This window comes from Rhodococcus sp. 06-221-2 (genome assembly GCF_002258365.1).
Classification (GTDB): domain Bacteria; phylum Actinomycetota; class Actinomycetes; order Mycobacteriales; family Mycobacteriaceae; genus Rhodococcoides; species Rhodococcoides fascians.
Map to the genome: position 1 here is coordinate 19,867 of NZ_NOYJ01000032.1, position 25,641 is coordinate 45,507.

Here is a 25,641-nt window from a genome sequence, read left to right on the forward strand (position 1 = left end):
CGAGGGCTCGACTCACCGGACAGAACTTGTCGGTGGCTCGAGTAGGGTCGTCACCAGTCCGAATTCGGGCGTTCTCAGACGAGCAGGCAGGGGACTTCGACCGTGTTGACGCTCCACCGCGCCGAACGTGCAGGAACGCTCGCTGCGGCCCTCGCCGATGTACTGTCCGAGCCGCTGCCCGATGCCTTCGTGCCCGAAATCGTGTCGGTGCCGGCAAGAGGTGTCGAGCGGTGGCTCACCCAGCGTCTGTCGAGCGTCCTGGGTGCTCCCGACGGTGATGGAATAGCTGCGAACATCGAGTTTCCGAGCCCGGCGAGGTTGGTCACGCGCACCATCTCCGAGGTCGACGGCATCGATCCCGACGACGACCCGTGGTCTCACAATCGAGTGCTGTGGACCGCGCTGTCGGTGATCGACGACTGCCGCACCGAACCGTGGGCCGCGGTGCTCTCCAAGCATCTGGGTTCAGGGTCGGACGATCATCGGGTAGGGCGCCGCTGGTCGACGGCCGCGCACATCGCGGAGCTGTTCCGCGCCTACGGATCTCAGCGACCCCAGATGCTGCGCGACTGGCGCGCCGGACGATTCACCGACGGGCTCGGCCAGGAACTGGACGACGACCTGACGTGGCAACCGCGGATATGGAGCCTGGTACGCGAGCGGATCGGCAGTCCGAGTCCCGCCGAGCGCCTTCCCGATACGTGTTCGACACTGCGATCGGAACCGAACGCGGTGGACCTACCGTCCAGGTTGTCGGTGTTCGGTCCGACTCGGCTGACCGCCGACCAGCTCGACATCCTGCACGCGCTCGCGCACCACCGCGACGTCCACATCTGGATCCCGCACCCCAGCCCGTCGATGTGGGCCACACTCGCCGACATCCCGGCGGCCACCCGACGGCGCGACGATGTGACCGCTCTGGCCGTCGAGCACCCGCTGCTGGCGAGTCTGTCGCGCGACGTGCGGGAACTGCAAACAACCATCGGCTCGATCGCCGATCACACCGTGCACCACGAAGGGCCCGAACCAACGCGGACCTTGCTCGGAACGATCCAATCCGACATCGCCGGCGACGAAGTGCCCTCCGACGCAACGACGGTCGGCGATCCAGCGTTCGCCGACGGCAGCGTGCAGATTCACGCATGTCATGGGCCTGCTCGCCAGGTCGAGGTGCTGCGCGAGTCTCTGCTGCATCTGTTCACCGACGACCCGACTCTCGAACCCCGTGACGTGCTCGTCATGTGCCCGGACGTCGAGACCTATGCGCCGCTGATCCGTGCCAATTTCGGCCAAGCCACATTGGTGCATCCCGGTCATCGACTGCGGGTCCGGCTTGCCGATAGGGGCCTGCGTCGCACCAATCCGGTACTGGATGTGGTGGCTACGGTGCTCGACTTCTCCGAGGGGCGAGTGACGGCCAGCGAACTACTCGATTTCGCGGCGAGCGGCCCGGTGCGGCAGAAGTTCTCGTTCACCGACGACGACCTCGAACGCCTCCGCGAATGGGTCGCCACGTCCGGAGCCCGCTGGGGTTTGACGGTGCGACAACGAGAATCCTTCGGGTTGAACAACTTTCGGCAGAACACCTTCAAGTCCGCACTCGACCGTATTCTCCTCGGAGTGGCGGCGGACGAGAGTGGGAACGACTATCTCGACCTCGCGCTGCCCCTCGACGACGTGGACAGTAACGACATCGGGCTTGTGGGCAGATTCGCCGAGCTGGTCGACCGGCTCGCCTCGGTACTACGGGCGCTGTCCGGGCGCGCCCCCGTGACCGAATGGACGCGGCAGCTCGGCCGCACCCTCGATCTGCTCGCCGACGTGCCCACCGCCGACGAATGGCAACTGGCGCAAGCGCATCGCGAGATCGCCGAGGCCGCCGAACACGGCGACACCGCCGAGCTGCGGCTGGCGGACGTGCGCGCCATGCTCGGTGGCCGGCTCACCGGCCGCCCCACACGAGCGAACTTTCGCACCGGAGAGCTCACCGTGTGCACGATGGTGCCGATGCGATCGGTCCCGCACCGCGTCGTGATCCTTCTCGGTCTCGACGACGAGGTGTTTCCCCGCGTCGGCAGCCTCGACGGAGACGACGTCCTCGCACGCGACCCGGCCGTCGGCGAACGCGACATCCGCAGCGAGGACCGACAGCTACTGCTCGACGCCGTGATGTCCGCCGAAGAAAAGCTACTGCTCTTCTACACCGGTGCCGACCCCGTCGACGGATCGACCAAGCCGCCCGCGATCCCACTGCGCGAGTTGATGGACGTCCTCGACGTGACCGCCGGCCGTAGCGTCGAACACCGGCATCCGCTGCAGCCCTTCGATCCTCGCAATTTCGAGGCCCGACACCCGTTCAGCTTCGACACGGTGGCGTTGGCGGGCGCCGTGTCTCAGCAGCGACCGTCCGTGCCGGTGCCGTTGTTCTTGCCAGATGCATTGCCCCCAGCGAATTCGGGCGACGTGGAACTCGCGGACGTGATCGCGTTCGTGGAGAATCCGGTTCAGGCGTTTCTGCGTCAACGTCTCGGGTTTCGAGTTCCCGAGCTCGAAGACGATCTGGCGGACAGTCTCGACATCGAACTGGATCCGTTGTCTCGGTGGAACATCGGCGATCGGATGTTGGCAGCGGTGCTGGCCGGCACGGACATCGGCGAATGCGCCGACGCCGAATGGCGTCGGGGCACGTTGCCTCCGTTTCATCAAGGTCGACGCGAGATGTCCGACATCCGCCGAGTCGTCGGAATCATCGCCGACGCGGCCGCGCCGTTTCACGAAGGCCCGGCCGAGACCACCGACATCGTGGTCGATCTCGGTGATGGGCGACGTCTGACCGGTACCGTCACCGGCATTCACGACCGGACACTCGTGCGTTCGTCCTACTCACGGCTGGCGGCCAAGCACAGGCTCGCGGCGTGGGTGCGTCTGCTGGCGGTGGCAGCGTCCGAGCCGGGGGAGTGGAGCGCGGTCACCATCGGGCGCGCCAGCGGAATGCGTCCGCCTCGCCGGTCCCGCCTGACGACCCCTCCGAATCCCCTCGCGGTACTCCGCGACGTGGTGGACCTGCGGGATCGCGGATTGGTTGCGCCGCTGCCGATCTCGACCGGGACGGCAGCTGCCTACGCGGAGAAGCGGTTCGGCGGCGGATCGATCGAGGACGGTTACGAATCTGCCGGTTGGGCGTGGCGCGGCGATTTCGGTGACGGCACCGACCGATCGTTGCGATACGTGCACGGCCCGACGCTCTCGTTCGGAACCTTGCTCGATCCGAGCCCTCTCGACGACGAGACCGACCCCGCGAACGAGCAGAGCCGCTTCGGAGTTCTCTCCCGCCGGTTGTGGGATCCATTGCTGGCCGCAGAGAACATGGGGAACGCATGACCGCCGCACGCGGATTCGACCTACTCGGTCCGATGCCCACCGGGACGACCGTGCTCGAGGCCAGTGCAGGAACGGGCAAGACGTACGCGATCGTCGGACTTGCGGCGCGGTACATCGCCGAAGGACTGGCCGAGATCTCGGATCTACTTCTGGTGACGTTCAGTCGGGCCGCGACCCAGGAACTGCGCGATCGCACCCGCAGCCGGTTCGCGTCGATCGCCCGAGACCTCGGGGATCCGGATGCTGCGCGTAATGCGCGCGACCCTCTCGTCGCCTTTCTCGCCGCGGCAGACGACGACGAAGTGGACAAGCGGCGCCGACGTCTGCGTAAAGCGCTGTCGGACTTCGACGCTGGGACGATCGTCACCACGCACAGCTTCTGTCAACGCATGCTCGACGGGCTGGGTATCGCGGGTGAGCGCGAACCCGAATCCACGTTCGTCGAGTCGGTGTCGGATCTGCTCGAGCAGGTGGTCGACGATCTATATCTGCAGATGTTCAGCGGCGACGACGAGGCACCACCGTTCGGGCGACGCGACGCCCAACAACTGGCCGCGGCTGCCGTCGGAGATCAACAGTCGATCCTGTATCCCGACATCGACGACCTCGACGGTGACGACGGCAACCGGGAAGCCGCCCTGCGGGTGCAGTTCGCTCGGGAGGCCCGCCGTGAGGTCGAGCGTCGCAAACGTCTTCTCGGCATCCGCGACTACAACGATCTACTCGGACTGCTGCACTCGGTGTTGTCCGATCCCGTGCACGGGGAGGCAGCATGCGCGCGCGTGCGAGACCGGTTCCGTGTCGTGTTGATCGACGAATTCCAGGACACCGACCCCATGCAGTGGGACATCCTGCGCCGGGGCTTTCACGGCTACACGACATTGATCCTCGTCGGAGATCCGAAGCAGGCCATCTACGCTTTCCGCGGTGCCGAAGTGCTGAGTTATCTGGATGCGGTGCAGTCGGCCGATCATCTGTACGAGCTGACGGCGAACTGGCGTAGCGACTCCGGGCTCCTCGACGCGTTGGACCATCTCTACGGAGGTGCCGCCCTCGGACACGACGACATCGTCGTCCATCGCGTCGAAGCGCGGAACCCGTTCTCGCGCATGACAGGACATCCTCCGTTGCGGCTGCGCTATCTGCCCCGAACCGGAGCAGGACCGTTGCGTTCGGGATTCCCGGCGGTGGATCGACTCCGCTCTCGGGTGGCTGCAGATGTGGCGGCCGAGATCGTGACGCTCCTGTCCGGGAACGCCGTCATGGACCGGCCGGACGGGCCGAGGACGGTCGAACCGCGGGATATCGCGGTGTTGACTCGCACGACCAAACAGGTTGCGCTGATTCGAGATGCGCTCGACGCAGTGGGTGTGCCGTCGGTGGTGTCGAGCAGCACCAGCGTCTTCGGCACCGACAGTGCTCGACACTGGTTGTGGCTACTGCAGGCGATCGAACAACCGCACCGCACCGACCGCGTCAGACTCGCAGCCCTGACACCTTTGCTCGGTTGGACTGCCGCCCAACTCGATTCCGGGGCCGAGGACGCTCTGTCGCAGGTGAGCAGCCGGCTGCGTGAGTACTCCGTGCTGTTCGACGAGGCGGGTTTCGCTGCAGTGTTCGAGCGGGTGTCGGCTCAGTCGGGTCTCGATGCTCGGTTGCTCGCGGTCGAGGCGGGGGAGCGCACGATGACCGACTTGCGGCACATCGCCCAACTGCTCAATCGCGCAGCGGTATCCGAATCGTACGGAATCACCGCTCTCACTCGGTGGCTCACCGATCGAATCAAGGAACCGGCAGCCGGCGGTTCCACCGATCGCAGTCGCCGGCTCGACAGTGACTCGGCGGCAGTGCAGATCATGACAACGCACGGGAGCAAGGGGCTGGAATTTCCCGTCGTCTACCTTCCGTACGCCTGGGACACGCTCTACTTCAGCTCACCGTCGACCCTGCTGCTGCACGAGGACGGCCACCGCATCCGGGACGTCGGCGGTCCCTCCGGGGCCGGCTACGCAGCACGAAAGCTTGTCAACGATCGTGAAGAAGCCGGAGAAGAACTACGGCTGCTGTACGTGGGACTCACCAGAGCCCAGTGCCAGGTGGTGTTGTGGTGGGCACCGGGACGCAACACTGCTACGTCGTCGTTGCACCGCATGCTGTTCGGCCGCATTCCGGGGATTGCGCAGCCGGAGCCGTCGTACAAGGTGCTCGACGACGCCACTACCGCCAACCGCGTGCAATCCTGGGTCGGTCCGTCAGCGGATCTGATCTCGATCGAGGCAGTCGGCCCCACACCACCCTCGGATCAGCAGTGGGTTCGACCCGAGGAGGAACACCGCGACGTCACTGCCGCTCGCTTCGGGCGTGCTCTGGATTTGCTGTGGCGTCGAACGTCCTACTCGGCCTTGACCGCTCACGCGCACGATGCGTCGCCCGTCGAGCCGGAGGTGGGGGTGACCAGTGAGGCCGAGCGGCCCGAGAAAGCGGATGAGCCTGTCGAACCTCCGCTGGGAAGCGCGAACCCGGACGAGCCCGTGGACGGGATCGCGTCACCGATGAACGGCATGCCGGCCGGTGCCGCATTCGGAACCCTGGTGCACGAGGCCCTCGAACACGTCGATACCTCCGCAGCCGATCTACTGTCCGAACTCGAGCAACGCTGCAGAGCTGCCGTTGCCTCACGGATGGCAGATGTCGATCCGACGGCTCTGGCAGCCGCTCTGTTGCCGGTGATGCAGACACCGCTGGGCTTCGGGACGCTGGCCGACATCGCGCCGAACGACCACCTGGCCGAGTTGGATTTCGAGCTGCCCTTGGCCGGAGGCGACGACCCGGTGGACTCGAGCGTGACTCTGACATCGGTTGCGCAGCTGCTGCGTCGACATCTCGACCCGGCGGATGTCCTCGCGGACTACGCCGATCTGCTCGATTCAGTGGAAGCCACCCCACTGCGCGGCTTTCTCACCGGAAGTATCGACTCCGTTCTTCGGGTACCCGGCCCTCGCTACATCGTGGTCGACTACAAGACCAACCGCCTGGCCCGAGGCGATCTGACGACCGGCAATTTCACGCGCGAGAAGATGGCGCAGGAGATGATGCGGTCGCACTATCCGCTGCAGGCCATTCTGTATGCCGTTGCGTTGCACAGGTATTTGCGATGGCGTCAACCGAACTACCGGCCGGAGACGCATCTCGGCGGAGTACGGTACCTGTTCGTTCGGGGCATGGTGGGGCCGCAGACTCCGGCCGGCTGCGGTGTGTTCGACTGGGATCCGCCTGCGGCACTGGTGGTCGAGTTGTCGGATCTGCTCGCCGGAAAGGTGCAACGATGACGAGTGTCTCGACGGCGCTGCGCGGCAGCGGAATTCTGCGGTCCTTCAACGACGCCGGTGTACTGACAGCGGCCGACGTGCACGTGGCGTTGCGGCTCGGTGCCCTGGCCGGGGAAGCCTCCGAACCGGTGCTGCTCGCCACGGCTCTGACGGTGCGCGCAGTGCGATCCGGATCGATATGTCTCGACCTGCAGCGACTGCGTGATGTCACGGTGGACGAGGAATCGGACGTGGATCCGAGCCTTCTTCCCTGGCCCGATCTGTCCGACGTTCTCGACGGGTTGGCGGTCAGCCCGCTCGTGGTCGGCAGCGCCAACGGGCCGCTGACGCCGCTCAAGCTGGTGCGCACCGACCTGGGTGAACTGCTGTACCTGGATCGATATCACTTGCAGGAGAACACAGTTCGAGGAATACTCGACGCTCGATCGCAGTCGCACCCCGTCGTCGACGGTGCAAAGATCGACCGTGCGTTGGCCGAATTGTTCATCGACGAATCCGGCGCACCCACCACCCCTCCCGATCGACAGCGGATTGCAGCAGCCCTCGCGGCGACGCACTGGACCACGGTCATAGCGGGCGGGCCGGGCACCGGTAAGACCCACACGGTGGCTCGAATTCTGGCGCTGTTGGTTCGAGAACACGGCAGCGATGTGAGAATCGGTCTTGCCGCCCCCACCGGCAAGGCTGCCGCTCGTCTGCAGGAGTCGGTGGCCGAGCAAGCGGGACTGCTGGGTCTCCCGGCAGAACTGAAAGCAATGACTCTGCATCGCCTGCTCGGGTGGAAACCGGGCAGCAAGACCAGGTTTCGTCATGACTCCCACGATCGACTGCCGTACGACGTGGTGGTCGTCGACGAGACGTCGATGGTGTCGTTGACGATGATGTGCCGGCTGCTCGAAGCAGTTCGACCGGAATCGCGGTTGATACTGGTGGGCGATCCCGATCAGTTGACGTCCGTCGACGCCGGAGCAGTGTTGGCCGACCTCGTCGCACGGCCGGTCACTGGCACCGAGAACCCTGTGTTGGCGCACCTGGTCGACGCGGATTTCGACGCAGCCGAGGATCCGGACGAGGCGGCGCTCAGTGCGTTCGAGCGAGACAGGTTGCGCGGCGGAGTGGTTCGGCTCAGCCGCGGTCGACGATTCGGTGGCGCGATCGCCCGTCTGGCCGTCGCAGTTCGAGACGGCCGCGGTGACGAGGTGATGAAACTACTCGAATCCGGTGACGACCAGATCTCGTTCCATGCACCCGAGGACACCGACGCATTGCGGGCCGACGTGGTCGACACCGCCGCCGAGGTCACAGCGGCGGCAACCCGCGGTGACGCCGCCGCGGCGCTGCTGGGACTGGAGAAGCATCGACTTCTGTGCGCGCACCGTGAGGGGCGGTGGGGCGTTGCGCTGTGGGATCGGCTGGCACTCGAGTGGGTGGGAGAAGCGAACAAGGCCTTCGTCGACCCCGCCTACTGGTACCCCGGTCAGCCGCTGCTGGTGACGGCCAACGATCACGAAGCGCGAATCTACAACGGAGACACGGGTGTTGTGGTGTCGGGTGAGAACGGAACTCCGATGGCTGCTTTCGCGCGGGGTCGCGGCCACGTTCTCATTCACCCGAACGTCCTCTCTGCCGTCCAGACCGTGTACGCGATGACGATTCACCGGAGCCAGGGAAGTCAGTACGACACCGTGTCGGTTCTGTTGCCCGCCGAAGCATCGACTCTGCTCACTCGCGAGTTGCTCTACACCGCGATCACCCGTGCGCGGTCGCATGTACGGGTGATCGGCACCGAGGAGGCCATCCGAGCCGGAGTCGAACGTCAGGTCCTGCGGGCCAGCGGATTGCGGCGAAGGATTCTGTAGCAGTTCAGCGACAGGCGTGCCGGTCCGATCCGGCTGCAGCTGCGATACTGCGGGCAACCAACAGCCAGGTTCGGGCCAGTCCCGTCCACACCGCGATCGAGGTGCCTGTTCCCTCGGCTGCGCTGCGGTCCGAGTGTGCGGCAGCCGAGCGATGCAGGGCGAGCGCGTGTACACCGAGTTCATCGATGTCCGCCCCCACGCACACCGAGTGCACTGTTTGCGCGTCGGCTTTTCGACCGGTCAATTGGCACAGGGTGTGCAGTGATCGCAGTTCGTCGGGAACGTCGGTGATGTCGGACGGGGGATCGGTCGGCGTCGACTCGGCACTGCCGTCCACGGCAGCGCTGGTCCGGACGCCGACGATTCCGCGCTGGAGGTCGATCGGCCCCGAGGCGGCTCCGTCTGCGGCGACGCCCCACACGCTGAGAAACGACGGATGGGGAACGTTCCACAGCTCGCGGAACGCCCGGGTCACCATCTCGGCGACGAGAGCAGCGTCTGCCCTCGAATCCGTTCGCGTGAGATCGATGACCGACCCGTCTGCGACGGGCTTGCCTCGGTCCAGCCACCCGAAGTCGAGCAGCTGAACGTCGAGGGTGACCGACTCGGGTGCCTGTGGATACAGCAGCGAGGGCAGCGACGCGATCGACACCAGAGCCCCGTCTCGAGTTGCTGCGATGTCGATGTACGGCCGGAGCCCGCGCTCGCCCGGGCTGGCTTGCGCGGCCGTCACAGTGATGTAGTCCCGCATCGGCAGCGACCGCAGGTGCGCGTGCAGATTCTCGGTGAACGTGCCCCATGCACGCGCGGTGGTGGAGTCGAAATGGTCGTTCTGCACTGCGTTCACGGTGCACACCCTCTACTCGGACGAGAACTTCATTGCTGTGCCCGTGACGGTAGCGAGGGGGTCCGACAAGAACGGCCCGTCAGTAGACGTCGCGCAGATAGCGCTTGGCGCGCTTGAGGTCGTTCACGTAGTCCTCCGCGGCGTCGGAGGAGCGCCCACCGTGTTCGGCGACGACCTCGTGGAGTGCCTCGTCGACTCCCTGCGCCATGCGTGACGCGTCTCCGCAGACGTAGATCTGTGCGCCTTCTTCGAGCCAGCCGTACAGCTGCTTTCCGGCCTCGCGCATGCGGTGCTGTACATAGATCTTCTCGAACTGGTCGCGCGAGAACGCCAGATCCAGCCTGGTCAACAGACCGTCACGCTCGAAGTCCGTGAGTTCGTCCTCGTAAAGGAAGTCGCTCGCTCGATGTTGGTCCCCGAAGAACAGCCAGTTTCGGCCCGACGCACCGCGAGCCCGACGTTCCTGCAGAAACGCACGGAACGGTGCTACTCCGGTGCCCGGACCGATCATGATGATCGGAGTGTCGTCGGAAGGAAGTCGGAACGACTTGTTGGCCGAGAGAAACACTCCCGCTTCCTGCGCGTCGCCGACACGATCTGCCAAGTACGTCGAGCACACCCCGCCGCGATCTCGCTCGGCCGATCGGTATCTCACGGTCGACACGGTGAGGTGAACGCTTCCCTCGTGCGCTGTCGGCGACGACGAGATCGAATAGACGCGGTGCTGCAGGGGACGGAGCAGGCCCAGGAATTCGGCGGGGTCGAGAGCACCCGACCGATCGAGGTCGAGAACGTCGGCGACGTCGCGTCCCCATGTCCACGCGTCGAACGACGCCCGGTCGCCGTTCTGCAGCACGTGGTCGAGTTCGGCATCACCGGCCCGCTCGGCGATGGCTTCTATCAGGTCCATCGACGGTATGCCGATTTCGTATTCGGTGGTCAGTGCCTGGGCGAGGCTGATTTCTCCGGACTTGGTGTGGACGGCCGTGTCTGCGGGGACACCGAGACGGTCGATGACGGCCGAGACCAGTGCGGCGTCGTTGACGGGTTTGACGCCGAATCCGTCTCCCGCCTCGTAGGTGATTCCGCTGTCACCGAGGTCGATCGAGAAGTGTCGTACTTCTTTTGCAGAGGTGGGACCGGACAGCAATCGGTTGCTCGACACCTGCGCGCGGTACGGATTCTTCCGATTCCACGGTGACCGCTTCGATGCTGTTCGGGTGGTGCCGAGGTCGCCGGTTCGAGCGTCGATGTCCTGTACCTGCCTTGCCGTAGCTGTCGTGATCGGTCGAATGTCGAGAGTTCGAGAACCCCGTGGTATCGAAATGCCCGAACTGATCGAAACCTTAGTAGGGACCGCTCAGTTGCGGTGCAGCACCTCGATACCGTCCACGGAGTAGACGACGTCGTATCCGGTGGTCAGTGCCCGGTCGATCGCCTGCCGATCGCCGCGTTCGTCGGTCGGCCAACCCGCGGGCCGTTCTCGGTTGACGACGATCCAATCCGGGACGGTCGAGTCGGTCGGTCGCTGCGGAAACACCGAGACGTCGTGGTCGGCGACGAGTTGTGCCACGAGGTTGTTCGACGCCGCAACGCGGTCACCGGCCGGGATCCACGCCGAGATGTCGCGGGCAGTGGCTGCTTGTGGATCGACTCGCCACTCCTCGGCGTGCACCATCCGCGACATGGGCAGGAACGGTAGTGCCACCAATGCGAATGCAGCGACGAAGGCGACGATCGCTCGTCGACCTCGTTCGGTCAGCTGGGCGTGGCGCTCGCTGCGTGCCAAGGCGTCGATCAGGGCGACGAAGACGATCACCATCAGAATGGCGTTGTAGTGGTAGATCGGTTTCCAGAAGTTGGTGTTGTCGCTGAGGAATCGCCAGGCAACCGTCGGTACCGCGACCAGCAGGAGTGGAGAGCGCAGCGCGAAGAACCCCGTGACGGCAAGCAGCAGAAACGCCGTCGCGGCCCGGGAGTCTCCGGCAACCAGCCCGTGCGCGGTATCGGCGATCCCTTCGCCGATGGGCGGCAATTTCGAGCCCTGGCCGTACGAGTCGTCGGAGCTCAGCGCGGGAACGATCACCTTGACGGCCACTACCACCCAGGTCAGCCCCCACACCGCGGTCATCGCGCCCAGGATGCGCGGGCGGCCGGTGGTGAACAGGGCAACCAGTGCGCCGATGACGACGACCGTCAAACCCATGTCCTCTTTGACGAACACCAGCGGAAGAGCCCAGGCCAGAGCGGGCACCCAGCGTTCGCGAACGAGAGCCACCAGGGACATTGCCAGTAACGGCATCGCGAAGGCCACTTCGTGGAAGTCGAAGTTCAGCGCGGCTTGTACGCCCCACGACAGGCCGAACGCGCCGGCAATCACTGTTCCGACGACAGTGCCGAATTTCTGCACCGCCAATCGACTGATCGGAATCACCGCGAGCGCGAACAGAACCGCCTGAGCGACGAGCAGCGTCTCGGCATGAGGGAAGACGCGATACACCGGACCCAGCAGGGCCGTGATCGGCGAGAAGTGATCACCGAGGGTGTTGTAGCCGGTGCCCAGCAGATCGGAGGTCGGAGCCCGAAACTGCGAGTACGACGCGACCTGCTGCACGAATATTCCGAGGTCGAAGCCCGATGTGCGCAGTTGACGGTGGCCGAGAACGGACATCGTCGAGTACAGCGATGCAAGGAGTACGAACGCGACGGTCGGGACCATCACATCGGGAGACCGGAGTCTTCTGCGCAGACGGCCGATGGCACGTGTGCCGGTCGTAGTTGCGGCGACGCTATCGCCGTCGGTGACGACCTGGGATTTCTCGGTAGTGGTCACGAGATGGCATGTCTACCGGACCGACGTGAGATCTTCCTGAGAAACGCCGGTCAGCGCTTGCGTTTCTTTCCTTGCGTGCGTCGCGGCGGCTGCGAGGTCAGGTGGTAGTACAGCGCGTCCTCGGAGTCCTCCACGACGACGTCGATGTAGTCGCCCACCTCGAGGTAATCGTTGACTGCGATGCGATCGGTCGAGCCGATCACGGCTTTGACCGACCGTGCGGGGACGAGCCCACGGCGCCCGTCCGGACCGACGGCCAGGGCGTAGCGAGGGCCGGTGCGCGTGACGCGTGCCCGGATGAAGTCGGGGTCCTTGGGGATCGGGTCGGGTGCCACCACGCTGCCGTCCTTCGAGGCGGCGGTCAGCGAGTCGAGCTGCGCGGCGAGATCGTCGGCCATGGCGTCGACCTGATCGAGCAGGTGCGCCATGTGCGCGGCGTAATCCGTGTGCTTCTTGGTCGGTTTGAGTGCTTCACCGGGCTTGTACATGTCCTCGTGGGTCAGCTCGCCCCACGCGTCCTGCAGCCGAGTCTTGACCTGAACCTCCACCTTCACGTCGAGGTCGCCCTGATGAGTGGCCACTCGTACGACAAGCACAGCGTGATATGCCCGGTATCCGCTCGGCTTGGGAAACGAGACGTAGTCGGTGGGCGGCTGCGCGAACCGCACCGAGCATTTCGGATCGGTACACGCGCGCTCGAGTGCGGTGACGAACGAGAGCTGGTCCCGTGGGGTCTTGCACAGCACCTTGATGCCGACCAGATCGGGCAGTGCGTCGGCCACGGCGTCGGCGTCGTGCGGTTCGCTGATGCGTCCCTCGGACAGATATCGACGGAGTTTGTCGGCAGATCTACCAGGGTCCTTGATCCGCGCGGTCTGGGCATTGAGTCTGTCTCGGTCGACATCTTCGAGTATCTCGTCGGCGATGGTCTCCAGAAAATTCTGTGCGGTGACGAGTGCGGCTTCCCACGCGCGACGACGATGCAGATACAGCTCTTCTACCAAGTCGTCGATGCTGCTGAGCGATGTCACGAGCCGAGGTTAACCCAGAGGCCCGACCAATCCCGGCGGTGGCGCGCGATCGGCCGTCGATGCGACCGAACCCGGTTTAAGCTCTTCCGCATGACCGTGGCATCTGTGCAGAACGACGACTTCGTCGCGCAGTTCGATCCGTTCCGTCGCGAGCTGTTGGCGCACTGTTACCGCATGACCGGGTCCATCCACGACGCCGAGGACATGCTCCAGGAGACCTACATCCGCGCCTGGCGGGGGTACGCCAAGTACGAGGGCCGATCGTCGCTGCGCACCTGGCTGTATCGAATCGCAACGAACACGTGCCTCACCGCCCTCGAGGGGCGAGCCAAGCGTCCGCTTCCTACCGGACTCGGCGCGCCGAGTTCGGGCCCGACCGACGAGCTGGTGCAGAACAACGAGGTGCCGTGGCTCGAACCGATTGCCGACTCGGATCTGGCCGACTCGAACGACCCGGCCACGTTGGTGGTGGGGAGGGAGTCGGTTCGCCTCGCGTTCGTGGCGTCGCTGCAGCATCTGTCGTCGAGACAACGCGCAGTGCTGTTGATGCGCGAGGTGTTGCAGTGGAAGGCCTCCGAGGTCGCCGAGGTTCTCGCCACGACGACCACTGCGGTCAACAGCCTCCTGCAGCGGGCCCGCGAGCGACTCGAAGAGATCGCTCCGGAACTGGACAACGTGGAACCCATCGAATCTGCCGAACTGCGCCAGCTCCTGGCCCAGTACGTGGAGTGCTTCGAGCGTTACGACATCGACCGGCTGGTCACACTCTTCACCTCGGACGCGGTGTGGGAGATGCCCCCGTTCGTCGGCTGGTATCAGGGAGCCGAGACGATCGGATCGCTCATCCGAAACAACTGCCCCGCCCAGGGAGCGGGCGACATGCGGATGGTGGCGACATCAGCGAACGGTCAACCTGCGTACGGGCTCTACATGGTGGGCGAGGACGGAATACATCGACCGTTCCAACTACACGTTCTCGACGTCGACGCTCGAGGCGTCGGGCATGTCGCCTGCTTCTTCGATCTGTCGCTGTTCGATCGATTCGGACTGCCCGACCGCCTCTGAGCGACATCAGCTCGTCGGAACGGCCGAGGGGTCCATCCACATCACTTCCCACACGTGATCGTCCAGATCACGGAATGCTCGGCCGTACATGAACCCATGATCCTGCGGTTCCATCCACTTCGATCCACCCGCGGCGATGGCCGCGTCCGTGAGTGAGTCGACCTCGGCGCGGCTGTCGGCCGAAATACACATCAGTACCTCACGAGCCGACGTCGTGTCGCAGATCGAATCGGAGATGAAATCCCCGAACCTCGATGTGGCCAGAAACATCACCGTGGCCTGGTCGCTGACGATCATCGAGGCGGTGTTCTCGTCGCTGAAAATCTCGTTGAACTCGAACCCGAGACCCTCGAAGAATGCGCGGGTGGCCACGACATCGCGGACGGGCATATTGGCGAACAGCAAACGGGACATGGATGACACCTATTCGTCGGGTACCGGCACGACCGTCGAACAACGGTCGTGCCGGTACTGACAACGGTCCGTCGACAAATTCACCGGTGCCGTGCCCAGACACGACGCGACCCCGCCGAGACGTGCTCGACGGGGTCGCGGACTGCGAAATAAAGGGGGAAGGACGTTACCGGGTGATCTGCGCGAGGCGGGAAAGCATCCGCGAGAAAACTCGGCCGTCGTTGCCGAGATCGGCGTAGGGGTCTGCTGTGGTGTCCGACACGGTGGCGTCGGGCGTCACGGCAGCGAGGGTGCGCGCCAAGCGGGTGCGGCGCTCGATGGCGTCGAGGATGTTGGCGTCCAGCGTTGAAACTTCGTCGAAGAGTTGGTCGACGTCTGCGATCGCATTGTCGGCATTGCTGGTGCCAGCTGCGAGCGAATCGATCTGAACAGTCACATCGTCTCCTTTTGTTCGCGTCCTGAGGTGTGAGTCGTTAGTCCGAGCCGAACCGTTACAACCCAAAATGTGTGAACGCGATGTTTCGTCTCGCAAACCAAGATGCCCACTGGACGGGCCTGGGCCAACCTCTACGGGGTGTGATGCTGCATACAGTTCGTTCGGTTCGATTTGATCCGGCCTTCCGAACCGAGGCGTCGGAGTGGTTGCGCTCACGCCGTTCCGGGTAGCCAGGTCGTCGATACCCCCCACGTGCAAGGAGTGAGCGATGCGATACGACTACCTGATCATCGGCGGCGGAATGGTTGCCGACAGTGCTGCTCGTGGGATTCGTGAACACGACGCAACGGGCTCCATCGGGATCTTCGGAGCCGACTCCGACGAGCCGTACACGCGCCCCGCGTTGTCGAAGAAGTTGTGGACCGACAGCGAGTTCGGCCGTGATCAGGTTCCGCTCGGTACCGCCTCGGACACCGGTGCCGAGGTCCATACGGGTACGCGTATCGCGTCGGTGGACCGGTCTAAGCAGGCGGTCACGACAGCGGCCGGTGAGACCCACGAGTACGGAACGCTCTTGTTCGCAACCGGCGCAGCGCCGACGCAGATCGACCTGTCGCCCAGTCCGCGAGTGATCTACTTCCGCACCTTCGCCGATTACCGGATGTTGCGGGAACTGACCGAGACCGCGGAGCACATAGCGGTGGTGGGCGGCGGGTACATCGGAACGGAAATCGCAGCAGCGCTGTCTCAACAGGGTGTCAAAGTCACGCTCGTCACGTCCGACGACGTCGTGGGCAGCCACATGTTCCCCCGCTCGCTGGCCGCCGGATTCGACAAAGGGTTCTCCGATCACGGGGTCACCGTGCGCCGAGGAACCAAGGTCACGTCGGGTGCGGAGGCGTCGGCACGTGTCCAGCTGCAATTGGACGACGGGTCCGCGGTGGAAGCAGATGGGGTCGTGTTCGGCCTCGGTGTCCGGCCCAGCACAGACCTGGCCGAGGCGGCAGGTCTCGAGGTGGACAACGGCATCGTCGTCGACGAGTTCCTGCGCACCGCGGACGAGCACATCTACGCCGCCGGCGACGTGGCCAACTATCCGGACGCCATTCTCGGTCGCCGACGCATCGAGCACGTGGACAACGCAACCGAGATGGGCAAATCGGCAGGCCGCAACATGGCAGGTGCCGGCGCGGCCTACACCTACACTCCGTACTTCTACTCCGACGTGTACGACGACGGCTACCAGGCAATCGGAACGGTGGCAACGTCGCTGAACACTGTGGAGGACTGGAAGACGATCGGCAAGGATGGCGTCGTCTACTACCTCGATGACGATTCCGTCGTGCGTGGGGTACTGATGTGGAATGTCTGGGAGGGGCTGGACGAGGCGCGCACCTTGCTGGCCGAGAAGAAGCCGCACACCGAGGAAACCCTGAAGGGGTTGATCTGAACTTTCTGGAACACTCGAAGGCGAGCACGCCGGACCGCGGTGCGACCGAGGAGAAATCATGTCTCAGTTCGATGCAGGCGATTCGGCACAGCAGCGCGCTCGATTCGATGACCGGGTGCATCGCCTCTGTGCCGACTGTCGGATACCCGGCCATTCCGAGCCCTTGTCCGACGCCGCCGCAACGGCCGTCGCGGCGGGCAGGGTCGATGGAGCAACCAGAACGGTGCTCATTGCTCGGTGGCGTGCGGGGCGTTCTCTCCCGTCGGTCGGGGGATTCGGAACCTTGCGGCAGTTGGTGGACGAGCGGGATCGATGGCGTGCCAAGGATTCGTCGGGTAAGCCCGGCGCGGCCCTGGTCTACAAGTTGCGAGTCGCGGAGTCGAACAAGCGGATCGAGCATCTGCGAACCACGGTGGTGATGTCGAACCGGCATTACGCCAACGGCGTCCGCGCGGCACGCAAGGAACGTCGCGAAGGTATTCATCTCGACCTGGAACAGCGCGACGCGGTCTTCGATGCACTGATGCACACGCCCGCACCCATCAAATTCGGGGTGCTCGCCGAGCGAGGTCTGACGTTGGCGGACGCCGCAAAGGATCGAGTCAGCACGCTTGCGCGTAGAACGCCCATCGACAAACGGGTGCAGTGGGCAGCCGGGGTGGTCGATCAGTTGATCGATCGCAAAGACGATCGATTCTCGGACCGCTACGACACGCTGCTGTTTCTCGCGGGCACCTCGTTCGATCGCATACATCGCTCGCCGGCGTGGCAGTCGACGTACTTCGAGTTTCAGCGAAGCCAGGTCGATCTGTTCGTCGAGCTTGCCGAAATCTCGGTCGACGCAACGTCTTTGCGGTCGGTAGGGGAGGAGTTGATCCGTATAGGTCGGACGATGGTCGACGAGGACACGGCGGAACAGGTCGAATCACGTCGCCGCGCACTGGAAGTCGTATGGACCCAATTGACGGGACGAGTGGCTGCGTTGGTTCGTTTGGCCGATCTGGTCGAATCTTCGGAGGGTGAAGCACGTACGTCGGACGCCATGGCTCGCGCCCACAGCCTGGACGACCGAATCGACGATCTCGTCGGACGGTCGGGCAGCCGCGAAATGTCGGCAGAGAACACCCATTTCGTCGGTGATCAGGTGCACTCCCAGTGGCGCGATCAGGTGCCGACATCGACACCCGACCGCGCCGTCGAGTTAGGCGATGATCGCGAAGAGAATGCCGGCAACCGCGAAGCTGACCACGGACAGAATCGTCTCGAGGACGGTCCACGTCTGTAGCGTCTGCTTGACGGTGAGGTTGAAGAACTTCGAGATGATCCAGAAGCCTCCGTCGTTGACGTGGCTCGCGATGATCGAGCCCGCTGCGATGGACATGGCGATCAATGCGACGGCGGGGGCCGAGTAGTCCTGCGCTGCGACGAGTGGGCCCACGATGCCACCGGTGGTGACGATCGCGACGGTGGCCGAACCCTGTGCGACACGCAGTGCACAACTGATGATGTACGCCAGGACGATGATCGGTAGACCTGCCGCCGCCATGGTGTCGGCCAGTGCGGTGCCGATCCCTGTGGCAGAGATGACCTTTCCGAAGAAAGCACCCGCGCCGACGACGAGCAAGAGCATGCCCACCGGGCGCAGCGACTCACCTGTGAGCTTGCTCAGCTCCTGAACGGTGGACCCGCGGCGTATACCCAGAACGTAGAACGCGATCAGCACGGCAATGAGCAGCGCGACGGCCGGAGTGCCGAAGAATGTCAGCACTTCGAGCAGATTGCCCGGGTCGAGGAGGATGCTGCCGAAGGTGGCACCGAGGATGAGGACCAGGGGCACTGCAATGATCGCGCCGATGGTGCCCACCGAGGGAGGCGTCGTGACCACCGGTCGTGCGGTGGTGACGGCACCGGCGCCACCGTTCGAGTCGCGGGGCGAGTCGTCCCCGTCGTTGATGAAGTCGTCCGGAACCTCGACGATGATGCGCTTGCCGATCCAGTTTCCCCACACCAGGCCCGCAGCGATGAATCCGGGTATGCCACAGATGAAGCCGAACAGGATCAGCCAACCGAGATTGACCTCGAGCAGTCCACCGAGTGCCACCGGCCCGGGGTGCGGCGGCAAGAATGCGTGCGTCATCGACAAGCCGGCGAGCATCGGCAACGCGTACAGCACCAGCGACTTTCCGCCTTGGCGCGCGGCGACGTACACCAGCGGGGCGAGCACGAAGATGCCGATGTCGAAGAACACCGGGATACCGAAGATCAATCCGAGCAGGCCCATCGCGACGGGTGCGCCGCGCTCGCCGAATATTCCGAGCAACTTGGCGGTCAACGCCTGTGCGCCGCCGGACTTTTCGAGTATGGCCCCCAGTACGGTGCCGAGGCCGATGATGACGGCGATATGCCCGAGAATTCCGCCGAAGCCGGTCTCGAGCAACGACTCGTTGCTCTTGATCGCGGTTCCGACGATTTGATTGACCGGAAGACCGGCGGCCAGGGCCAGGCCGAGTCCGACGATGAGCAGTGCGACGAACGGTTCCAGTTTGATCTTGATGATCACGACGAGTAACACGGCGATTGCTATGCCGCACAGCACCAGAAGGCCGGGTGTCGAGGTTCTCAGCCAGTCGACGGCAGAATTCATGACAGTTCTTTCTCGTTGGCGGTTTCGATGGCGTGGACGAATGCCCGGGCTCGTGCTGCGATGTCGTCCCATTGAGCGGTAGCAACAGAATTCGGCGGCACCACATCCGTGCCGGCAGTTACTGCCACTGCTCCGGCTGCCAGAAAGTGCGCGGCATTTGCGGCGTTGACGCCGCCGGACGGGACGAGACGTGCATCCGGGAACGGACCGAGCAGATCCTTGAAATAGGCCGGTCCGACGGTGCGCGCCGGGAAGATCTTCACCGCGTCTGCACCGAGGTCGAGCGCGGTCATCACCTCGGACGGGGTGAGTGCCCCCATCATCAGCGGTATGCGCGCGGCGGTCACCACGGCGGCGACGTCTGACCGCAGCCCGGGTGTCACGACGAAACTGGCACCCGAGTCCAGGGCGGCCCGGGCTTGATCGGCTGTGAGGACCGTTCCGGCCCCGACGATGGCACCCGCATCGGATGCGGCCCGGATGAGGTCGAGGACTCCCGGCGTGGTGAACGTGAGCTCCACAGCGCGAATTCCGCCGCCGGCCAGGGCGTGTGCGAGTGCGGCAGGATCCGAGATGTGCGGCGCGCGCACCACGGCAAGTGCGCGGTCTTCGAGAATTGCCGTCAGTGCATTCACGACGTCTGCTTTCTGGCTGAGTCCATACGCAGGGCATGGCCTGCCAAGGAGTGGGTGGGAAGGAAATCGTCTATCGCGAACGAGCCGTTCACCATCACGTGGCTGATTCCCGCGGCCTGCTGTTTGGGCTCTTCGAACGTGGCGGTGTCTCGAACGGTGTCCGGGTCGAACACCACGAGATCGGCAGCATGACCCACGGCGATCGTGCCGCGCCTGCGCAGTCGTAACCGTGCAGCCGGACGACCCGTGAGGTGATTGATGCACTCCTCGAGTGAGAGCAGTCGCTCGTCCCGCACGTAGTGGCCCAGATAGCGGGGGAACGTTCCCCACGCACGCGGATGTGGCTTTTCGCCTACGAGAATGGCGTCACTGCCGCCCATGTGGCGCGGATGCTGCATGATCTCGCGAACGTTCTCCTCGTGCCCGACATGCTGCAGGATGGTCGTGGCCAGAGCGTCGCGGCGTAGAAAGTCGAAGAACACGTCGACCGGCTCGAGCCCTTCGTCCGCCGAGATGTCGGCCATCGTGCGACCGACGTACCGGTCGAGTTCCGGGTTCGATACTCCACTGAGCTGAATCGTCTCCCACTCGACGGTGACTCCGTGGCAGCCGTCCGAGCCGTCGACATCGACGTCCTGCGCTATGCGGCGACGCTCGGCCGGATCGTCGAGTCGTTCCAGCGCTCGGTCCGGCCCACCCGACATCGCCCAACTCGGCAGCAGCGCAGACAGAGTCGTGGCCCCGGGTAGGTACGGATACGTATCGAGCGTGACGTCGCAGCCGTCGGCTATCGCGGAGTCGACAAGATCGAGAAATTCACGTGCCCGACCACGATTGACACCGAAGTTCATCGTTGCGTGGGTCAGATGAAGGGCGCATCCGGTTTCTCTGGAGAGATCGAGCATCTCCTGGTAGGCGTCCAGTGCACCCGCGCCGTACGACCGGGTGTGGGGAGCATAGAACCCGCCGAAGTCTGCCACTACCTCACACAGTGCTCGCAATTCGCTTGTGTCGGCATACATTCCGGGTGTGTAGGTCAGTCCGCTCGACATTCCGACGGCACCGTCCTGCAAGCCCTGCGCCAGCAACTCCTGCATGTGGGTGATCTCGGACGGCGTTGCGGGGCGTCGATCGGCACCGACGGCCAGGTAGCGCAGCGTTCCCTGCGGAACCAGATATGCGGCGTTCGGGGTGATGCCACGGTCGAGTCGGGCGAGATACTCGGCAACCGTTCGCCAGGAGAAGTCCAGATCGACGGGATTGCCGTTCCACCCGGCGATCTGTCGCCGGATGACGTCCAACGTCGCATCGTCGATGGGCGCGTACGCGATGCCGTCCTGTCCGATCACCTCGGTGGTGACACCCTGGCTGATCTTGGCGAAGTGCCCAGGATCGGTCAGCAACCCCAGATCGGAGTGCGCATGCATGTCGATGAAGCCGGGGGACAGGACGTGACCTGGTGCTGCATCGACGATTCTGTCTGCACTGGAAAGGCTTCCGGGCTCGACGAGTGCTGCAATGGTGCCATCACGGACGAGAACGTCCCGACGCAGCCGCGCGGAACCGGTGCCGTCGATGACGTCGAACCCGCGAAATAGTGTGTCCGCCATCAAGTTCTGCTTCCTAGAAAAAGGTGTGTATCAGATCGACCACGAGTGGGTCGTCGCTGTCCGAGTCGTCCACGACGGGGATCAGACGCCATTTGTCGAACGCAGTGCAGGGGTGAGAGAGGCCGAGCCGCAGCACCGCCCCCACCGGAAGTGCGTCGGCGTCGTCTGCCGGTAGTCGAAGAAAAGCATGCTGGTCGTTGAGTGCCGTCACCTCCGCGCCCTGATCCAGGAGCTCATCACCTCGAACACGTTGCGGGACGGGCATTCCTTCGTCGAAAGGAAAGTCGCGCTTACCTGCGTCCAGCAATGCGAGGCCGGGCTCGGGGCGTGACACCACTCGCGCCCATCCGTGCATCGCAGAAACCAACGGCGTCTCGGTTCGGGCGGGAGTCAGCGGTGAGATCTGCGAATAGAAGCCGTCGTCGTGCGCCACGTAGGCCCCGGATCGGAGCACGACGTCGGTGCGCACGCCGTTGCCCGAGGTCAGAGAATGCAGGCGTTCGACCACCAGATCCTGGTACGCGCTCCCGCCTGCGGTCACAATGGCGTGATCGCCGTACAGTCCTTCGGCATCGAAGGTGCGATGTAGTGCGGCGAGAGTGTCGAGGTAGGTGCGTACTGCCGCGAGACCGGCCTCGGAACGGTCGTGGCTCAGGGCACCCTCGTAGCCGCCCACACCGGCCAGTGCGAGGCGCGGTGACGCGGCGATCTCCCGTCCTACTGCGACGGCCTCCTCGGTCGTTCGCGCGCCGGTTCGTCCGTGCTCGCCGCCGAGTTCGACGACGACGGACACCGGTCGATCGCCGTGGTCGGCAAGGATGCGGTTCATCTCTCGCACCGTGGCGACGCTGTCCGCCCAGCAGTAGAACTCGAACTCGGGATGCGAGTCCAGTTCGGCAGCAACCCAATTCAGAGCAACAGGATCGACTTCGGCATTGGCGAGAACGATTCTCTCCACACCGAATGCGCGTGCCACCTGAACTTGCCAACCGGTAGCGAGGGTGATGGCCCAGCAGCCCGCATCCAGTTGCTGCTTCCACAGTTGGGGAGCCATGGTCGTTTTGCCGTGGGGTGCCAGGAGGACGCCCGCCTTCGCGGTCCACTGCGCCATCACATCGACGTTCGATGCGATGCGTGTCCTGTCGAGGGTGAGTACTGGGGTGGTGAACTCCGACAGCCGCGGCGCGGTGGCCAGAAAGCTCTCGGCGCTCTGTCCCCACGATCTCGCTGGAAGCGATTTGTGTTCGGGCCCCAGGAGTCGTCGACTCAGCGCCTCGACTCCGGCAGTGTCGATCACGGCAGTCTCCTCGAGTTTTGCGTTGCGCTATATGCAACGACGGTTGCGTATCGTGTCTTTCATTTGTAGTCTGCATCCAACGATGCATTCCCGCAAGAGTTCGAGGAGACGGACATGGCAGCCCCCCGGGTGGTGTGTGTAGGCGAAGGCCTCGCTGTCCTCGTCGCGGACCCTGGCCCACTGGAACGGTCGGAGACGTTCCATCGCACGGCTGGAGGTGCGGAAGCCAACGTGGCTCGTGTCCTCGTCCAACTGGGTGTCGAGGCTGCGTGGGTCTCGCGGGTGGGTGACGACGGGTTCGGCCGATATCTGGTCGCGGAACTCGATGCTGCCGGTGTGGACACGTCGGGCGTGATCGTCGATAACGGGCGGCCGACGGGCCTCTACATCAAGGAGCGCGGATCGGGGTCCGATCACCGTCACGACCTGCCTCTGGGAGACAGCGCGATGACGTACTACCGGTCTCTGTCGGCTGCTACTGCGCTCTCGCCCAACGATATTCACGGCGAGGTGCGAGCGGCGATCGACTGCGCCGACATCGTCCATTTCACCGGCATCACCGTCGCCATCTCACCCACTGCGGAACAATTGACGCGAAGCCTCATGGCCGGCCCGTCCACTGTCAGCTTCGATCTCAACTATCGGCCGGCCTTGTGGGCCGGGCGTTCGGACGACGCGGCCCGCGTCCTCGGTGAGCACGTCCGCGGTAGCGACATCGTGTCGATGGGTGCCGACGAGGCCGCTTCGGTGTTCGGGACCTCGAGTCCGGTGGAACTACGCGAGATGTTTCCCGAGCCCCGTCATCTGGTGATCAAGAACGATGCGCACACGGTCACGGCATTCGAGGGAGTCGCGCGAGTCGACGTTCCCGCATTGACACTCGACGTCGTCGAAAAGATCGGTGCAGGTGACGCTTTCGCCGGCGGCTTTCTGGCCGCGTTGCTGATGGGATACAGCGCGGTGCAGCGTGTGCGATTCGGACATCTCTGTGCCGCAGGCGCATTGACCGGCGACGGTGATGTAGCAAAAGTCCTGCCGCACGACGAGCTGGCAGCACTGGCCGGAATCGACGACAATGCGTGGGCGACACTCGACTACGCGGCCGTGGCAGCGGTGCACACCGAGGCGGCGTTGTGAGCCAGAGCTTGTCGAGGGCGCTGACGATCCTGGGTTTGCTCGGGGACGGATCCAAGTCACTCGACGAACTCGCCGCCGTCCTCGGTGTACACAAGACGACGGTGCTGCGACTGCTTCGGACCATGGAATCGGACAGGTTTGTCAGCCATGGAGCAGATCACCGGTACCAACTCGGTTCGAGGCTGTTCGAGCTCGCAAATCACGCGCTCGAGCAGCGAGACGTGCGCACCGTCGCGCGACCGCATCTCGCTGCACTGAACTCCGACACGGGCCAGACGGTGCACCTGGCCACGTACGAGGCGGGGGAGGTCATCTACATCGACAAGTTCGACGCACAGCAGAGCGTGCGGATGTACTCACGCGTCGGCCGGCCGGCACCGCTGCACTGCACCGCGGTGGGAAAGATACTGGTCGCAGGCCGCCCGCGCGCCGAACGAGAAGAGATCGCTCGACGCATCACGTACACGCCGTTCACGGAACGCACGATCAGCACACCGGAGCAGTACCTGCGCGAGCTCGAGCTCGTGGACCAGCAGGGTTTTGCGGAGGACCGTGAAGAACACGAGTCTTTCGTCAATTGCATCGGCTGCGCGGTGCGCAACGGGACCGGAGACGTGGTGGCCGCGGTGTCCATGTCGGTACCGGACATGTTGCTCGACCATCAGCAGGTACTGGCTGCGCTGCCCGCAGTGCGCGGCACGGCAGCGGCAATTTCCGAAGGACTGGGCTGGCGGCCGCCCGATCGACATGACCGCTCACTGACAAACGACAGTTCGATGGAAGGAAAATCATGAGCGAAAAGATCGAAATCCGCACCACCGGTGCCCCGGCCCCGGCACACACCTTCTCCCAGGGGGTGCGGAAAGGGCCGTTCGTGCAGGTTTCGGGTCAGGGCCCGGTGGATCCGGCGACGAGCGAATACCTGTTCCCAGGTGACGTCGCCGCGCAGACCACTCGAACCTTGGAGAACGTCAAGGCAATCGTGGAAGCCGGCGGAGCGACGTTCGACGACGTCGTCATGCTGCGCGTGTACCTGACCAAGCGTGAGGACTTCTCGATCATGAACGACGCCTATGGCGAGTTCGTCTCGGCGAACACGACAGGCGACGTGCTGCCGAGCCGGACGACCGTGTTCACGGGGCTTCCGCGCGAGGAGATGTTGGTCGAGATAGACGCCATCGCCGTCGTCTGACTGAACGCTCGACCTAGATGTTCACAAGAAAATTACATCTGACCTGGCGATTTGCGTAAGCGTTGGTCTTCGCGTAACTTTTGTCGAGTCAGAGCGACACGGACACCGACCCGGTCTTCACAAACCGGGACAACGAGGTTGTACGGAGTACGTCCTGAACAACCCAGACAAGGCAGAGGTTATCAGCCATGTCTGGGGTTCGAGCGTGTAAGCCCCGGGCGTTGCCGTTCACACGGTGACCATGGTGTGTGCGTGTTCTTTGAGAACTCAACAGTGTGTCGATGAATGTCAGTGCCGAATTTTATTTGGTGAAAGCATTCGATGTATCAGCCATCCGCTTGTGGTGGTTGTTGTCGGGTGTTGTTTTAAAATGCTAGTTGAGTTTTTTTGCTAGTGATTTGACTCTTTATGTTTATGACTGATTTGCAGTTTCGACTGTTGATCGAGAGTCTTTTACGGAGAGTTTGATCCTGGCTCAGGA

18 protein-coding genes and 1 pseudogene are annotated in these 25,641 nt (G+C 64.2%); 9 read left to right on the plus strand and 10 right to left on the minus strand.

From position 1 onward, the window contains the following. Nucleotides 1-102 precede the first annotated feature (102 nt). From recC to recD, 3 genes are read left to right on the plus strand one after another with little or no spacing between them, the layout of a single operon-like run. The gene (recC, locus tag CH281_RS19360) at nt 103-3,381 is read left to right on the plus strand and encodes an exodeoxyribonuclease V subunit gamma (protein ID WP_094695395.1); all 3,279 of its coding nucleotides are present in this window, start codon (nt 103-105) and stop codon (nt 3,379-3,381) included. After that, the gene (locus CH281_RS19365) at nt 3,378-6,710 is read left to right on the plus strand and encodes a UvrD-helicase domain-containing protein (RefSeq protein WP_032364402.1); all 3,333 of its coding nucleotides are present in this window, start codon (nt 3,378-3,380) and stop codon (nt 6,708-6,710) included. Before recC ends, CH281_RS19365 begins: the two co-directional genes overlap by 4 nt. Next, entirely contained in the window at nt 6,707-8,569 is a 1,863-nt protein-coding gene (gene recD / locus CH281_RS19370) for an exodeoxyribonuclease V subunit alpha (RefSeq protein ID WP_032364403.1), read from the plus strand. The genes CH281_RS19365 and recD overlap by 4 nt, the downstream gene beginning before the upstream one ends. Before the next feature lie 4 nt (nt 8,570-8,573). On the opposite strand, the gene CH281_RS19375 is transcribed toward recD, so the two are convergent. From CH281_RS19375 to CH281_RS19390, 4 genes and pseudogenes are all read right to left on the minus strand, one after another. After that, nucleotides 8,574-9,416, minus strand: a complete 843-nt coding sequence (locus CH281_RS19375) for a TY-Chap domain-containing protein (protein ID WP_057474886.1) — start codon at nt 9,414-9,416, stop codon at nt 8,574-8,576. 79 nt (nt 9,417-9,495) lie between these two features. Continuing rightward, nucleotides 9,496-10,665, minus strand: a pseudogene (locus CH281_RS19380) (sulfite reductase subunit alpha); the annotation flags it as partial. A 111-nt stretch (nt 10,666-10,776) separates the two neighbouring features. Next, the gene (locus CH281_RS19385; RefSeq protein WP_179274241.1) at nt 10,777-12,249 is read right to left on the minus strand and encodes a DUF2079 domain-containing protein; all 1,473 of its coding nucleotides are present in this window, start codon (nt 12,247-12,249) and stop codon (nt 10,777-10,779) included. Nucleotides 12,250-12,299: 50 nt separating this feature from the next. Next, nucleotides 12,300-13,280 carry a GTP pyrophosphokinase gene (locus CH281_RS19390; protein ID WP_027497694.1) on the minus strand — a complete coding sequence of 327 codons (981 nt, stop codon included), beginning with the start codon at nt 13,278-13,280 and terminating at the stop codon, nt 12,300-12,302. Between the two features lie 90 nt (nt 13,281-13,370). Between CH281_RS19390 and CH281_RS19395 the strand changes: the two genes are divergently transcribed. Beyond that, nucleotides 13,371-14,345 carry a sigma-70 family RNA polymerase sigma factor gene (locus CH281_RS19395; protein ID WP_027497693.1) on the plus strand — a complete coding sequence of 325 codons (975 nt, stop codon included), beginning with the start codon at nt 13,371-13,373 and terminating at the stop codon, nt 14,343-14,345. 6 nt (nt 14,346-14,351) lie between these two features. On the opposite strand, the gene CH281_RS19400 is transcribed toward CH281_RS19395, so the two are convergent. Together CH281_RS19400 and CH281_RS19405 are read right to left on the minus strand one after the other, a co-directional pair. After that, nucleotides 14,352-14,759 carry a VOC family protein gene (locus tag CH281_RS19400; RefSeq protein WP_032364405.1) on the minus strand — a complete coding sequence of 136 codons (408 nt, stop codon included), beginning with the start codon at nt 14,757-14,759 and terminating at the stop codon, nt 14,352-14,354. A gap of 166 nt (nt 14,760-14,925) precedes the next feature. After that, the gene (locus CH281_RS19405; RefSeq protein WP_032364406.1) at nt 14,926-15,195 is read right to left on the minus strand and encodes a hypothetical protein; all 270 of its coding nucleotides are present in this window, start codon (nt 15,193-15,195) and stop codon (nt 14,926-14,928) included. A 268-nt stretch (nt 15,196-15,463) separates the two neighbouring features. On the opposite strand from CH281_RS19405, the gene CH281_RS19410 reads away from it, so the two are divergent. Then, complete coding sequence (locus CH281_RS19410) at nt 15,464-16,645, plus strand: NAD(P)/FAD-dependent oxidoreductase (RefSeq protein WP_094695397.1); 1,182 nt, start codon at nt 15,464-15,466, stop codon at nt 16,643-16,645. A 58-nt stretch (nt 16,646-16,703) separates the two neighbouring features. Beyond that, nucleotides 16,704-17,930 carry a hypothetical protein gene (locus CH281_RS19415; RefSeq protein WP_052056460.1) on the plus strand — a complete coding sequence of 409 codons (1,227 nt, stop codon included), beginning with the start codon at nt 16,704-16,706 and terminating at the stop codon, nt 17,928-17,930. Here CH281_RS19415 and CH281_RS19420 read toward each other — a convergent pair. Genes CH281_RS19420 through CH281_RS19435 form a run of 4 tightly spaced genes read right to left on the minus strand, consistent with a single transcriptional unit; the run spans nt 17,847 to nt 22,831 of the window. Next, a complete protein-coding gene (locus CH281_RS19420; protein ID WP_027497689.1) occupies nt 17,847-19,289 on the minus strand; it encodes a GntP family permease in 1,443 nt (480 codons plus the stop codon). The genes CH281_RS19415 and CH281_RS19420 overlap by 84 nt on opposite strands. Next, nucleotides 19,286-19,924, minus strand: coding sequence for a bifunctional 4-hydroxy-2-oxoglutarate aldolase/2-dehydro-3-deoxy-phosphogluconate aldolase (locus CH281_RS19425; protein ID WP_027497688.1), 639 nt, complete (start codon nt 19,922-19,924; stop codon nt 19,286-19,288). Before CH281_RS19425 ends, CH281_RS19420 begins: the two co-directional genes overlap by 4 nt. Continuing rightward, on the minus strand, nt 19,921-21,534 hold the full coding sequence (locus CH281_RS19430) for an N-acyl-D-amino-acid deacylase family protein (protein WP_032384916.1): 1,614 nt from the start codon (nt 21,532-21,534) through the stop codon (nt 19,921-19,923). The genes CH281_RS19425 and CH281_RS19430 overlap by 4 nt, the downstream gene beginning before the upstream one ends. Nucleotides 21,535-21,547: 13 nt before the next feature. Next, nucleotides 21,548-22,831 carry an alanine racemase gene (locus CH281_RS19435; RefSeq protein WP_032384917.1) on the minus strand — a complete coding sequence of 428 codons (1,284 nt, stop codon included), beginning with the start codon at nt 22,829-22,831 and terminating at the stop codon, nt 21,548-21,550. A gap of 114 nt (nt 22,832-22,945) precedes the next feature. Between CH281_RS19435 and CH281_RS19440 the strand changes: the two genes are divergently transcribed. The 3 genes from CH281_RS19440 to CH281_RS19450 are packed head-to-tail and all read left to right on the plus strand — an operon-like array spanning nt 22,946 to nt 25,160. Beyond that, nucleotides 22,946-23,968 (plus strand): sugar kinase, encoded by a 1,023-nt coding sequence (locus CH281_RS19440; protein WP_052056462.1) that lies wholly within the window; start codon nt 22,946-22,948, stop codon nt 23,966-23,968. Next, nucleotides 23,965-24,762 (plus strand): IclR family transcriptional regulator, encoded by a 798-nt coding sequence (locus CH281_RS19445; RefSeq protein WP_052056490.1) that lies wholly within the window; start codon nt 23,965-23,967, stop codon nt 24,760-24,762. Before CH281_RS19440 ends, CH281_RS19445 begins: the two co-directional genes overlap by 4 nt. After that, complete coding sequence (locus CH281_RS19450; RefSeq protein ID WP_032384918.1) at nt 24,759-25,160, plus strand: RidA family protein; 402 nt, start codon at nt 24,759-24,761, stop codon at nt 25,158-25,160. The genes CH281_RS19445 and CH281_RS19450 overlap by 4 nt, the downstream gene beginning before the upstream one ends. Nucleotides 25,161-25,641: the final 481 nt, after the last annotated feature.